This window comes from Wenjunlia vitaminophila DSM 41686 (assembly GCF_000380165.1).
GTDB lineage: Bacteria > Actinomycetota > Actinomycetes > Streptomycetales > Streptomycetaceae > Wenjunlia > Wenjunlia vitaminophila.
On the sequence record NZ_KB904652.1, the window covers coordinates 122,868 to 136,252 of the forward strand.

The window sequence follows — 13,385 nt, forward strand, 5'->3', positions numbered from 1 at the left end:
GCCGCCGTCACCTGACGGCAGGGGCGCTCAGCGGGCCGTGACCGGGCACGGCGGCCCACGCCGCCCCACGTACGACCGCACCGCCGTCTCGGTCGGTGAGGGACCGTCCTCCCGTCGGCGACGCGCGGGCGACGGCAGCGGGGCCACCGCCGGGCACACCCCGAGCAGCAGGCGCAACGGCGCCGCGGCCAGCACCGCCACGGCGCGCAGCAGCCGGAAGGCGGCGGCCTCGCCCTGGCGCAGCCACCACGCCGCGACCAGCGCGGCCAGCAGGTGCGCCAGGAGGAGCCACCACGCAGGGACCAGGTGACCGGGCAACTCCACCGTGGTCGGCCCGAAGGAGGAGCCGTCGCCGCACAGCAGGGTGCCGGTCACCGAGCGCCACGATCCCACCACGGGACCGCCCGAGGCGCCGTAACAGGTGTCCTGGGCCCGGGTGAACACGTGGTCCACCACCAGCTCCAGCGGGACGATGACCGCGGCGATCTGCCACAGCCGGCGCTCGCGCCCGGCCAGCGCCAGGGCGACGGCGAAGACGCCGAGACCCGCCACCGCGAGCGTGGCCAGCGGCAGCGGGGTGTCGGAGAGCAGCACGAAGGACGTCGTGGACAGCGTCAGGCACAGCGCGGTGAACAGCGCCGCGCGCAGCGTCCGCAGCCCGAGCGACAGGCCCGTCGTGGTCTCCATGGTGCTCTCCAGTGTGGCACGACCGGGTTAAGCGCCGGATCAACACCCGGCGCCGGGGCGACTCACAGCCCGGGGATGCGTCCGTTGCGGAACAGGTCCACGAAGATCTGGTGGTCGGCGCGCGCCCGTGCCCCGTAGGCGTGGGCGAACTCCACCAGCAGGTCGGCGAAGTCCCCCTCGGCGTTCCCGATCACCGCGTCGATGGCGTGTTCGGTGGAGAAGGGGACCAGGCTGTGTCCGCTCTCGTCGTCGGCCGCCCCGTGCATGGTGGCGGTCGCCCGCCCCAGGTCGGCGACGACGGCGCGGATCTCGGCCGGGTCGTCGATGTCCGACCAGTCCAGGTCCACGGCGTACGGGGAGACCTCGGCTACCAACTGCCCGGCCCCGTCCAGCTCGGTCCAGCCCAGCCAGGGGTCCGCGTGGGCCTGCAGGGCGCGCTGGCTGATCACCGTGCGGTGGCCCTCGTGCCGGAAGTACCCGCGGATCTGCGGGTCGGTGACGTGGCGGCTCACCGCCGGGGTCTGGCCCTGCTTCATGTAGATCACCACGTCGTTCTCCAGGGCGTCGGTGTTGCCCTCGAGCAGTAGGTTGAACGACGGCAGTCCGGCGCTGCCGATGCCGATCCCGCGCCGGCCCACCACGTCCTTGACCCGGTAGGTGTCCGGTCTGGTGCGCCGCCCCTCGGGCAGGGTGTCCACATAGGCCTCGAACGCCTCGAGCACCCTGGTCCGGGTCGCCGGGTCCAGCTCGATGGCGCCCCCACCGGAGGTGAACCGGCGCTCGTAGTCGTGGATCTCGGTCATCTGGTCCAGCAGGGAGAACCTGGTGCGCAGCCGGGCGTCCCGCAGCGCCGAGAGCAGCGGGCCCCGCGCGCTGTCCAGGGTGAGCGGGGCCACCGCGTCGGCGGGTCCGTTGGCCAGGACGTGCACGCGCTCGCGGTAGGCGCTGGCGTACACCCGGACCAGCTCGGATATCGCGTCGTCGGCGAGGGCCTTGGCGTACCCGATCAGCGCCACCGAGGCGGCGAACCGCTTGAGGTCCCACAGGTAGGGGCCGACGTACGCCTCGTCGAAGTCGTTGACGTTGAAGATCAGCCGACCGTTGGCGTCCAGGTAGCTGCCGAAGTTCTCCGCGTGCAGGTCGCCGTGGATCCACACGCGTCCGGTCTGCACGTCCACGAACTCCTGACCGGACTTGTCCTCCTGCACGTCCGCGTAGAACAGGCAGGCGGTGCCCCGGTAGAAGGCGAAGGCGGAGGCGGCCATCTTGCGGAACTTCACCCGGAACGCGGCCGGGTCCCGGGCCAGCAGCTCCCCGAAGGCGGTGTCGAACACGTCCAGGATCGTTCTTGCGCGCGCCTCGGTTCCGGAGCTGATCGACATGGGCTCTCCTCGCTCTTGGTCCACGGCGCGTCGTCCCGCGCCCCACCGCAGGCAGGATGTCAGGCCGCCGGGCGCGGCCGGGCGCGGGTACCGCGAAGGACCAGCCGTCCGGCCGGCGCGGGGCGACGCCGCCGACCGGCGCGGCGCGAGTACGGTAGAGCCGACTTCCCGCCCGCGATCCGGAGGCTGCCCGGTGACCAAGCCGTTCGCCCACCTTCATGTCCACACGGAATACTCACTGCTCGACGGGGCGGCCCGGCTCAAGGACATGTTCCAGGAGGCGAACCGGCTGGGGATGACGCACGTCGCCATGACCGACCACGGCAACATGCACGGGGCGCACGACTTCTACACCCAGGCCACCGGCGCCGGGATCACGCCGGTGATCGGCATCGAGGCGTACATCGCGCCGGAGTCCCGCACCCACAAGAAGCGGGTGACCTGGGGCACCCCGGCGCAGAAGCGGGACGACGTGTCCGCGTCCGGCGCCTACCTGCACAAGACGATCTGGGCGCGGAACAGGACCGGCCTGCACAACCTGTTCAAGCTCACCTCCCGCTCCTACGCCGAGGGTTGGCTGGTCAAGTGGCCCCGGATGGACAAGGAGATCATCGCCGAGCACGCCGAGGGACTGATGGCGTCCACCGGCTGCCCGTCCGGCGAGGTGCAGACCAGGCTGCGGCTCGGCCAGTTCGACGAGGCGGTCAAGGCCGCCGCGTTCTACCAGGACGTCTTCGGCAAGGAGAACTACTTCCTGGAGCTGATGGACCACGGCATCGAGATCGAGAAGCGGGTCCGTGACGACCTGCTCGAGGTCGGTCGCCGCCTGGGGATCAAGCCGGTGGTCACCAACGACAGCCACTACACCTACGCCGAGGAGGCCGTCTCCCACGACGCCCTGCTGTGCGTGCAGACCGGCAAGACGCTGACCGACCCGGACCGCTTCCGGTTCGACGGCAGCGGGTACTACCTGAAGTCGGCCGACGAGATGTACGCCATCGACACCTCCGAGGCCTGGCAGGAGGGGTGCCGCAACAGCCAGTTGCTGATCGCCGACCGGGTGGACACCAGTGGCATGTTCGCCTTCAAGAACCTGATGCCCCGGTTCCCGGTCCCCGAGGGGTACGAGTCCGAGGACGCCTACTTCCGCGCCGAGGTGTGGAGGGGCATGGACGCCCGCTGGCCGAACGGCTACGACGAGGAGCACCGGCGCCAGGTCGAGTACGAGCTGGACACCATCTGCCAGATGGGCTTCCCGGCGTACTTCCTGGTGGTCGCCGACTTCATCAACTGGGCGAAGAACAACGGCGTGGCCGTGGGTCCCGGCCGCGGATCCGCGGCGGGCTCCCTGGTCGCCTACGCGCTGAAGATCACGGACCTGGACCCGCTGGAGCACGGCCTGATCTTCGAGCGGTTCCTCAACCCCGAGCGCGTCTCCATGCCGGACATCGACATCGACTTCGACGAGCGTGGGCGCGCCGACGTCATCCGCTACGTCACCGAGAAGTGGGGCGCGGACAAGGTGGCGATGATCGCCACCTACGGCCGGATCAAGGCCAAGAACGCGATCAAGGACGCCGGCCGGGTCCTGGGGTACCCGTACGCCATGGGCGACCGGCTCACCAAGGCCATGCCCCCGGACGTCCTGGGCAAGGGCATCCCCCTCTCCGGCATCACCGACCCGGCCCACCCGCGGTACGGCGAGGCCGGCGAGATCCGCGGGATGTACGAGAACGAGCCGGACGTCAAGAAGGTCATCGACACCGCGCGTGGCCTGGAGGGCCTGGTCCGGCAGATGGGTGTGCACGCGGCCGGCGTGATCATGTCCTCGGAGACGCTGACCGACCACATCCCGGTCTGGGTCCGGCACACCGACGGCGTCACCATCACCCAGTGGGACTACCCGACCTGTGAGTCGCTCGGCCTGCTCAAGATGGACTTCCTGGGCCTGCGGAACCTCACGATCATGGACGACGCGGTCAAGGCCATCAGGAAGAACAAGGGCACCGACCTCAAGCTCCTCGAACTGCCGCTGGACGACCAGAAGACCTACGACCTGTTCTCCCGCGGTGACACCCTGGGGGTCTTCCAGTTCGACGGCGGCCCCATGCGGTCGCTGCTGCGGATGATGAAGCCCGACAACTTCGAGGACATCTCCGCGGTCTCCGCCCTGTACCGGCCCGGCCCGATGGGCATGAACTCGCACATCAACTACGCCCTGCGGAAGAACGGCCAGCAGGAGATCACCCCGATCCACCCCGAGCTCGAGGAGCCGTTGAAGGAGATCCTCGACGTCACCTACGGCCTGATCGTCTACCAGGAGCAGGTGCAGAAGGCCGCCCAGGTGCTCGCCGGCTACACACTGGGCCAGGCCGACCTGCTGCGCCGGGCGATGGGCAAGAAGAAGCAGGAGGTGCTGGACAAGGAGTTCGTGCCCTTCCAGAAGGGCATGCGGGAGCGGGGCTACTCCGACGAGGCCGTCAAGGCGGTCTGGGACGTCCTGGTGCCGTTCGCCGGCTACGCCTTCAACAAGGCGCACTCCTCCGCGTACGGCCTGGTCTCCTACTGGACCGCCTACCTCAAGGCCAACTACCCGGCCGAGTACATGTCCGCGCTGCTCACCTCCGTCCGCGACGACAAGGACAAGTCCGCGGTCTACCTCAACGAGTGCCGCAAGATGGGCATCAGGGTGCTCCCGCCGGACGTCAACGAGTCCGACGCCGACTTCACCCCCCGCGGGGACGACCAGGTGCGTTTCGGCCTCACCGCGGTCCGCAACGTCGGGGCGAACGTCGTGGAGTCCATCGTGCGCACCCGCAGGGCCAAGGGCCGTTACTCCTCGTTCCCGGACTTCCTGGACAAGGTGGAGTCGGTGGTGTGCAACAAGCGCACCGTGGAGTCGTTGATCAAGGCTGGCGCCTTCGACGAGCTCGGCCACACCCGCAAGGGCCTGGTGGAGAAGTACGAGCCGATGATCGACAACGTGGTGGGGGTCAAGCGCAAGGAGGCCGAGGGGCAGTTCGACCTCTTCGGCGGGCTCGGTGAGGAGTCCTCGCAGGACACGCCGGGGTTCGGGCTGGACGTGGAGTTCTCACCCGAGGAGTGGGAGAAGGGCTACCTGCTGGCCAACGAGCGGGAGATGCTCGGGCTCTACGTCTCCGACCACCCGCTGTTCGGTGTGGAGCACGTGCTCAACGAGCGGTCCGACTGCTCCGTCGCCGCCCTGACCAGCGACGAACGGCCGGACGGTGCGATCGTCACCATCGGCGGCATCATCTCCGGGCTCCAGCGCAAGATGACCAAGCAGGGCAACGCCTGGGCCATCGCCACCGTCGAGGACCTCGCCGGCTCCATCGACTGCATGTTCTTCCCCGCGACCTACCAGCTCCACTCCACCCAGCTCGTGGAGGACGCGGTGGTGTTCGTCAAGGGTCGCCTGGACAAGCGGGAGGACGTGCCCCGGCTGGTGGCGATGGAGCTCACCGCACCCGACCTCACCGAGATGTCGGCGAACGCTCCGGTGGCCATCTCCGTCCCCATGGTCAGGATCAACCCGGCGCTGGTGGCCCGACTGGGCGAGGTGCTCACCCACCACCGGGGCAGCACCGAGGTCCGCCTGAGGGCCGAGGGCGTGCAGAAGACGACCGTCTACCGCCTCCGCCACCGGGTGACCCCGGACCCGGCCCTGTTCGGTGACCTCAAGGCGCTGCTGGGGCCCGCCTGCCTGGCCAGCGTCAGCCGGGACTGACGCGGCCCGGCGCCCGCCCCTGTGTGCTGGGGGCGGGCGCCGCGGGCCGGGGGCCGGGTGAGCGGTCAGTTATGGCCAAACTTTCTGGCCTTTCGGGAGGAGCTCGTGGACTCGCTCTCCGAGGACGACGGGGGCTGGTCGTCCCTGCGGGCCTCTGAGGGGGATCGACTGGTCGTTTGTTCGACACCCTTCGTCCGATCCTTGCGACTCCGGTTCCGATTCTTCGCCATCTTTCCTCCCAGGAAGTCTGGACGGTCCGGCAGCGACCAGGCTTACACGGAACCCTGATGGGCGCATTTCGGGCAAAATGGCTAACCGGTCAATTCGCCACGCCGTTGATCGAGTTCCGTCCTATAACCCGGGCGCGGTCGGGCAGACTCAAAGAGATCCATGCCGGGGGCCGACCGGAAGAGGTGGAACGTGGACCGCTGCGTCGTCCTGGTGGACGCCGGGTACCTGCTGGGTGCCGCCGCCAGCCTCCTTGCCGGTGAGCCCGCGCGGTCCCGGATCAGCGTCAACCACTCCGCGCTGGTGCGGGGGCTGCGCGACCGGGCGGAGGCCGAGACCGGCCAGCCCCTGCTGCGCATCTACTGGTTCGACGGCGCCCCGGACCGGGTTCCCCAGCCGGAGCACCGCCGGCTGCGGGTGATGCCCCGGGTGACCGTGCGGCTCGGCGCCCTGACCAGGACCGACGGGCGGTGGGCGCAGAAGGGCGTGGACGCGGCCATGCACGCCGAGCTCTCCGAGCTGGCCCGCAACCGGGCCTGCTCCGACGTGGTGCTGGTCACCGGCGACGGCGACCTGCTGCCCGGGATGATGGCGGCCAAGGAACACGGCGTCGCCGTCCACCTGTGGGCGGTGCAGGCCGCCGACGGGGACTACAACCAGTCCGAGGACCTGGTCGCCGAGGCCGACGAGCGGCGGGTGCTGGACCGCGGCTGGATCACCCAGGCGGTCGAGGCCCGCGAAGCGCCGTCGCCCTGCCCGCCGCCCACCCCGCAGCCGGAGATCGCCGCGATCCTGTCCGCGCCGCTGCCGGAGTCGGTGCCCGCGAAGCAGGGCAGGGAACGCGCGCCGGCGGCCTCGAGGAACGGCCAGGGCGGCGCCGGCGCGGCGGTGTCGCCGGCCGCCCGCGTGCCCACCCCGAAGGACCTGGCCGCGCTCGGCAGGCCCGCCGCGGCCGGCACGGCCGGCGGGCCGCCGGCGCCGGCCGGTGCGCCGCACGCCGCGGTCCTGCGGTGGTCCTCGGACAAGGGCTGGGTGGAACGAGCCACCCCGGGCACCGACGGCGCCCACGACAACCTGCCGACACTGGCCCAGCTCACCACGGCCGAGCAGCGCTGGGCCGACCGCGAAGAGGACATCACCACGGTGGGTGGTGACCCGTTCGAGGTCGGTCAGGTGTTCGCACGCAGGTGGATCTCCCGCCTCCCGGAGACCTTCCACCTGGAGGTGCTGTCCAGCGAGTACCCGCGCATCCCCCACCGGGTGGACGGCGAGTTGCTGCGGTACGCGGCCAGGTTCGGGCTGCTCGCGCACAAGGACGACCAGATCGACGAGCACGACAGGTACGCGATCCGGGCGGGTTTCTGGCGCGAGGTGGAAGCCAGGACGGTGCCCGAACGGGCCCCGGCCGCGGAGTCCTGACCCGCGCCGCGCCGCGGTACCGCCGGCGACCCGGGGGCCGGTGAACCGGACACACCGCTGCGCGGCGTACTCTCGTTGCTCGTGAGGACGCGCGCGGGGCTGATCACGGCACGGAAGGGACCGCCGGCGGGGGCACGGACCGGAGCCGGGGCCGACGGACGGCCGGGCGGCACCGTGTGCACCGTCCGCGACCTGGTCAAGACCTACTCCGAGGGCCGTGGCGGGACGTCGCTGGTGCGGGCCAACGACGGCATCGACCTGGAGGTCCGACGCGGGGAGATCTTCGGCATCCTGGGGCCCAACGGCGCCGGGAAGTCCACCCTCGTCCGTCAGCTCACCGGGCTGCTGCGCCCCGACGCCGGTTCGGTGGAGGTCCTCGGCCACGACCTGGTCCGCCACCCGGAACGCGCCTCCCGGCTGATCGGCTACCTGGGCCAGCAGTCCACCGCGCTGGACGACCTGACCGTGGCCCTCGCCGCGGAGACCACGGGCCGGCTGCGCGGGCTGCGCGCCCGCGACGCCCGTGCCGAGCGGGACCAGATCCTGGCCGAACTGGGCCTCGAGGACCTGGCGGGCCGGCCCCTGCGCACGCTGTCCGGCGGGCAGCGCCGGCTGGCCTGCGTGGCCGCGACGCTGGTCGGTGAGCGGCCGGTGCTGGTCCTGGACGAGCCGACGACCGGGATGGACCCGGTGGCCCGCCGGGCGGTGTGGTCGGCGGTGGACCGGCGCCGCGCCGAGCGCGGCGCCACGGTGCTGCTGGTGACCCACAACGTGATCGAGGCCGAGTCGGTGCTGGACCGGGTCGCCGTGATCGACCGCGGTCGGGTCATCGCCTGCGACACCCCCGCGGGACTGAAGTCCCTGGTCGATCAGGAGGTCCGGGTGGACCTGGTGTGGCGGGACGAGCCGCCCCGGCAGGTGCCGGAGATCGCCGCCATGGAGGAGCAGGCGGTGTGCTCCGGCCGTCACTGGACCCTGCGGCTGCCCCCGGACCGGGCGCGCGCCGTGGTGGCGGCGGTGACCGGTGGCCCGGCGTTCGCCGCCCTGGACGACTTCACGCTGACCACGCCCAGCCTGGAGGACGTCTACCTCAGGCTCGGCGGCAGGGGAGAGGGACTGGTGAGGCAGTGACCCAGGCAGCAGTGGGCGGCCCAGGCGGGGCCCGGCCCCGCGGCCCCTGGACGACCCGGGGGAGCCGCGCGGCGCACCGGGGGGCGCAGTGAGTGCCGTGCCCGAGACCGTCGTCCGGTACGACCGGGACGAGGCCGCGCCCGAGCGGCCCCAGCCGGCGCCCCTCGCCCCCGGGGCCCGGCTGCTGCCGGCGCTGGCCGCCGTCTACCGGGCCCAGCTCTCCCGGGCGCGGGTGGCGAGGATGCCGCTGCTGTTCGTGGCCACCTTCCAGTCCGTGGGCATCATGGTGATGATGCGCGGGGTGGTGGACGCCGGGGACGGCGAGGCCGCCCGGTCGGTGGTGGCGGGGTCCAGCGTGCTGGTGGTCGCCTTCGTGGCGCTCAACCTGCTCGCCCAGTACTTCGGGGTGCTGCGGGCCTCCGGTGGGCTCGACCACTACGCGACGCTGCCGGTGCCGCCGGCGGCCGTGGTGCTGGGGGCGGCGGCGGCCTACGCGTCGTTCACCGTGCCGGGGACCGTGGTCACCGCGGCGACCGGCTCACTGCTCTTCGGGCTGTCGCTGTCCCACCTGTGGGTGCTGGTGGCGGTGATCCCGCTGGCCGGTGCGGCGCTGGCGGGGCTCGGGGCCGCGCTCGGCCTGCTGGCTCCCCGCCAGGAGCTGGCCACCCTGTTCGGCCAGCTAGGGATGTCCGCCGCGCTGCTGCTGGGCGTGCTGCCCGCGTCCAACCTGCCAGAACCGGTCCGCTGGCTCCGGGACCTCCTGCCGTCGAGCTACGGCGTGGACGCCTTCGCCCGCACGTTCGACTCCCATCCCGACTGGGCGGTGGTGCTGGTGGACCTCGGGGTGTGCGCCGCGGTGGGCGTGGTGTCCCTGACCCTGGCCACCTGGGCCTACCGTCGAGCGGCAAGTCGATGACGGGCGTGGGACGATGAGGCCGTGACCGTACCGATGACGCCCTCCGGACCGTACCCCCCAGAGCCCGCCCCCGAAAGCCCCGGCGGCCCGATGGCGTACGCGGACGGACGGCGCGGCGGGAACCTCGGCGGCGACCTCGGGCGGGAGGTGCGCACCGGCGCCGTGGTGGCCGTCGCGGTGGCCGCCTCCGGGGTGCTGCTGGGACTGCTGTGGCTGTGGCTGGCGCCCCGGGTGCCCCTGATCTCCGACGGCAGGGCCGTCTACCTCAAGGACGGCGAGGGCGAGCAGGCGATCGGCATCGACGGGTGGTTCACCCTGCTCGCCGCCGGGTTGGGGGTGGTGAGCGCCGCGGTGGTGTTCTGGTGCTTCCGGCGCGGCGGCGTCGCCGTGGTGGTCGGCCTGGCGGTCGGCGGGGTGCTCGCCTCCCTGCTCGCCTGGCGGCTGGGTGTGTGGCTGGGCCCGCCCACGGACGTCGAGGCCCACGCGCGGGAGGTCGGCCCCAACAAGGTCTTCGACCAGCCGCTGAAGCTCCAGGCCAAGGCGGCCCTGCTGGCCTGGCCGATGCTCGCCATGGCGACCCACCTGTTCCTGACCGCCACCTTCGTGCCCCGCGAGCCGACCCCCGCCCCGGCGTTCCCGCCCCACCAGAAGTGACAGCCCGGCCCCGGCGTCGGATGCCTGGTGTGCCGGTGTCACACCAGGCACGACGCGTTCCCTAACTAAGCTAGGCGGGCAGCCTCCCGTGGTTGGCCCGGCGCCTACGACGGGCCCTGCGCTTGCGGCTTCGCTTGGACGGCATGGAACAACCCCCTCCTGGCGTCGGCAGGCATCTCCCGGATGGTGACCGCGGACCGGGCCGCCGCGCAACCCCCCGTACCCGGGCGATCACTGACGGCTGATCGCTCCGGTGCGCGCGCCGGTGAGGGAGACCAGGTCCTCGGGGGCCAGCTCCACCTCGAGGCCGCGCCGCCCGGCCGAGACGAACACCGTGGGGTGGTCCAGTGCGCTGGCGTCCACCACCGTGGGCAGCGGCCGGCGCGTGCCCAACGGGGAGATGCCACCGCGCACGTAGCCCGTGGTGCGCTCCGCCGCCGCCGGGTCGGCGAGCGCCGCCCGCTTGCCCCCGGCCGCCGTGGCCAGCGCCTTGAGGTCCAACGTGCCGGCCACCGGCACCACCGCCACCGTCATCGCCCCGTCGACCTCTGCCACCAGCGTCTTGAAGACCCGCCCCGGGTCGGTGCCCAGCGCCGCCACGGCCTCCTCCCCGTAGGACCGCACGGCGGGGTCGTGCTGGTAGGAGTGCACCTGGAAGGCCACCCCCGACGCGGTCAGCGCCACCGTCGCCGGGGTGCCCTGCGCGCCCCTGACCTTCTTGCCCATGGTTCGTCCTCGTCGTTCCGCCGCCGACCGACGGTGCGGCCGGTCAGTTGGGGCTGGGGACCTGTCGGGTCAGCTCCACCGCGGGGAGCGACGGCAGTTTGCCCAGCACCGCCACCTCCCGGCGCAGCAGCGCCAGCTCGTCCGCCAGCCGGGCCGCCGTGTCAGGTGCCTGGAGCAACCGCTGCTTGACGCTGGTGTCCGCCACCGTGGCCGCGGCCACCAGGTAGGACAGTACCGAGGGGTCGTCGGAGAGCTCAGGCGTGGTGGTCAGGGAGTGCTCCCGGGCCCCGGCCAGCCGCCGCTGGTAGGCGCCGAACATCCGGGCCACCGCCGAGGCCAGGGCCCCGGCGCCGTCCCCGCGCTGCTCGGGCAACTCCTCCACCTCGGCGACCAGGTAGGGGCCGGTGGCGTCGATGGAACGGGTCCTGAACCGGACCGTGCCGGACGTCAGCAGGTCGGACCGCCCGTCCGGGTGCGTGCGGATCGAGGCCACCTCGGCGACGCACCCCACCGGGTACAGCGCGGTGCCCAGGTCCCTGCCGAAGCCGGCGGCCGCCCCGCCGGGCGGGCCGTTCCCCTCACCCGGGCCGCTCCCCTCCCCGGCCCCCGGGTGGGTGGGCGCGATCTCACTGCCGTCGCGGATCGCCACCACGCCGAACCGCCGGGGAGCGTCCGCCGGGAGGGCCGACAGGTCCGCGACCAACCGGCGGTAGCGCTCCTCGAACACGGTCAGGGGAAGGACCAGGCCCGGGTAGAGCACGGACGTCAACGGGAACAGGGGCAGCCGCACGGTCACGAGCAGCCAGGGTACGCGGACCTGGCCGTCACCGCCCCCACCGGAACCACCGAACCCGTGCTCCCCGGTTCACGCGGTGGCGTCGCCCACCCCCCGCTGCGGCAGGGCGAACCTCAGCGTCACGATCTCGTGGGGACGCAGGGCGAGCTCGAGCCCGCCCCGCCGCAGTGGGCGTTCCAGCAGGTCGGTGACCCAGACGGAGGCCACCTCGAACCCGGGTGTCAACCGGGCCCTGGCCCGGCCGCCCAACGCCTCGTAGAGCCGCACCACCACGTCGCCGCTCCAGTCGTCGGCGAGCTTGACGCTCTCCACCACCACCGCGTCGTTGTTCACCGCGATCAGCGGCACCACCGACGCCTCCCCGGGGACCCGGCGCTCCGGCAGGTTGATCCGGTAGCCCTCGCGCACCGCGTCCGCGACGCAGGCCCCCGGCACCAGCGCGTACCGGAACACGTGCTCACCCTGGTCGGTCTCCGGGTCGGGGAACCGCGGGGCCCGCAGCAGGGACAGCCGCAGGGTGGTCGTGGTGCCGCCGTCCTCGCGCACCGCCCGGGACACGTCGTGGCCGTAGGTGGAGTCGTTGACCACCGCCGCCCCCCAGCCGGGCTCGGCGAGGTGCACGAAGCGGTGGGCGCAGAACTCGAACTTCGCCGCGTCCCACGACGTGTTGGTGTGCGTGGGCCGGTGCAGGTGGCCGAACTGCGTCTCGGAGGTGGACCGGTCCGCGCGGACGTCCAACGGGAACGCCACCTTCAGGAACTTCTCCCGCTCGTGCCAGTCCACCCGGGTCGTCATGTCCACCGTGCCGGAACCCGCCCGCAGCGCGACGGTCTGCTCCACCCGGGAGGAACGGAACGACCGCACCACCCGCACCCCCACCAGCTCCGGGTCGTCCCCCTCCAGCAGCGCCACCTCGTCGGCGTCCACCAGGTCGGTGACGGTGTTGCGGTAGAAGGCGTCCACGTCCCAGGCGTCCCAGTGGTTGGGCAGGTCGGGGTGGAGCTGGAGCAGGTTCGCCACCCGCCCCGGCGCCAGCGCCTCCCGTTCCCCGGCGACGTCGTAGACCGACGTGACCAGCCCCCGGCCGTCCACCGCCACCTGGAGCACCCCGTTGTGCAGCAGCCACCCGCCCTCCGGCCGTTCCACCGCGCTCACCCGCGACGCCACCGGGGGCAGCACCGGCGCCGCACCGCCCGCCGGCACCCCGGAACGGCGGTGCGGGGCGCCGTTGAACACCACCGTGCCGGGGCCGGTGCCGGCCAGCGCCCGCTGCGCGGCGTCGATGATCCCGGTCAGTTCCTCGGCGACCCGGGCATAGGTCCGCCGTGCCTCGCGGTGCACCCAGGCGATGGACGAACCGGGCAGGATGTCGTGGAACTGGTGGAGCAGCACCGTCTTCCAGAGCCGGTCCAGGTCCTGGTACGGGTACGGGAACCCGGTGCGCACCGCCGCGGTGGCCGCCCACAGCTCNGCCTCNNNCAGCAGGTGCTCGCTGCGGCGGTTGCCCTGCTTGGTCTTCGCCTGCGAGGTGTACGTGCCCCGGTGCAGCTCCAGGTANANCTCGCCNNCCCACACNGGGGCGTTNGGGTACTCGGCCNCGGCCTTGGCGAAGAAGTCCGCCGGCCGTTCGACCTCCACCCGCGCCGAGCCCTCCAGGTCCCGCAGCCGCTCGGCCCTGGCCAGCATCTCCCGGGTCGG

Annotated in this window: 10 protein-coding genes; 5 read left to right on the top strand and 5 right to left on the bottom strand. The window is 72.4% G+C overall.

Annotated elements, in window-relative coordinates; genetic code table 11:
* Window positions 1-27: 27 nt before the first annotated feature.
* Window positions 28-687 (bottom strand): hypothetical protein, encoded by a 660-nt coding sequence (locus A3IG_RS0106200; RefSeq protein WP_018382679.1) that lies wholly within the window; start codon window positions 685-687, stop codon window positions 28-30.
* Window positions 688-749: 62 nt separating this feature from the next.
* Entirely contained in the window at window positions 750-2,069 is a 1,320-nt protein-coding gene (locus tag A3IG_RS0106205; protein WP_018382680.1) for a DUF2252 domain-containing protein, read from the bottom strand.
* 193 nt (window positions 2,070-2,262) lie between these two features.
* On the opposite strand from A3IG_RS0106205, the gene dnaE reads away from it, so the two are divergent.
* From dnaE to A3IG_RS0106230, 5 genes are all read left to right on the top strand, one after another.
* The gene (dnaE, locus tag A3IG_RS0106210; RefSeq protein WP_018382681.1) at window positions 2,263-5,817 is read left to right on the top strand and encodes a DNA polymerase III subunit alpha; all 3,555 of its coding nucleotides are present in this window, start codon (window positions 2,263-2,265) and stop codon (window positions 5,815-5,817) included.
* Window positions 5,818-6,207: 390 nt separating this feature from the next.
* Complete coding sequence (locus tag A3IG_RS0106215) at window positions 6,208-7,464, top strand: NYN domain-containing protein (protein ID WP_018382682.1); 1,257 nt, start codon at window positions 6,208-6,210, stop codon at window positions 7,462-7,464.
* Between the two features lie 174 nt (window positions 7,465-7,638).
* Window positions 7,639-8,595: an ABC transporter ATP-binding protein gene (locus tag A3IG_RS0106220; RefSeq protein ID WP_026219952.1), complete on the top strand. Its 957-nt coding sequence runs from the start codon at window positions 7,639-7,641 to the stop codon at window positions 8,593-8,595.
* A 97-nt stretch (window positions 8,596-8,692) separates the two neighbouring features.
* A complete protein-coding gene (locus A3IG_RS0106225; RefSeq protein WP_018382684.1) occupies window positions 8,693-9,511 on the top strand; it encodes an ABC transporter permease in 819 nt (272 codons plus the stop codon).
* Between the two features lie 21 nt (window positions 9,512-9,532).
* A complete protein-coding gene (locus A3IG_RS0106230; protein WP_169366206.1) occupies window positions 9,533-10,165 on the top strand; it encodes an ABC transporter permease in 633 nt (210 codons plus the stop codon).
* 231 nt (window positions 10,166-10,396) lie between these two features.
* On the opposite strand, the gene ybaK is transcribed toward A3IG_RS0106230, so the two are convergent.
* From ybaK to A3IG_RS28720, 3 genes are all read right to left on the bottom strand, one after another.
* Window positions 10,397-10,891: a Cys-tRNA(Pro) deacylase gene (gene ybaK, locus A3IG_RS0106235; protein WP_018382686.1), complete on the bottom strand. Its 495-nt coding sequence runs from the start codon at window positions 10,889-10,891 to the stop codon at window positions 10,397-10,399.
* A 43-nt stretch (window positions 10,892-10,934) separates the two neighbouring features.
* Window positions 10,935-11,687 carry an LON peptidase substrate-binding domain-containing protein gene (locus A3IG_RS0106240; protein WP_018382687.1) on the bottom strand — a complete coding sequence of 251 codons (753 nt, stop codon included), beginning with the start codon at window positions 11,685-11,687 and terminating at the stop codon, window positions 10,935-10,937.
* A gap of 69 nt (window positions 11,688-11,756) precedes the next feature.
* The coding region (locus tag A3IG_RS28720) for an alpha-mannosidase (RefSeq protein ID WP_018382688.1) at window positions 11,757-13,385 on the bottom strand (1,629 nt) is incomplete at its 5' end.

Excerpts from the sequence above, each read along its gene's own strand:
- A3IG_RS0106200 (WP_018382679.1), bottom strand. The coding sequence starts at position 687 with ATGGAGACCACGACGGGCCTGTCGCTCGGGCTGCGGACGCTGCGCGCG.
- A3IG_RS0106205 (WP_018382680.1), bottom strand. The coding sequence starts at position 2,069 with ATGTCGATCAGCTCCGGAACCGAGGCGCGCGCAAGAACGATCCTGGAC.
- A3IG_RS0106215 (WP_018382682.1), top strand. The coding sequence starts at position 6,208 with ATGCCGGGGGCCGACCGGAAGAGGTGGAACGTGGACCGCTGCGTCGTC.
- ybaK (WP_018382686.1), bottom strand. The coding sequence starts at position 10,891 with ATGGGCAAGAAGGTCAGGGGCGCGCAGGGCACCCCGGCGACGGTGGCG.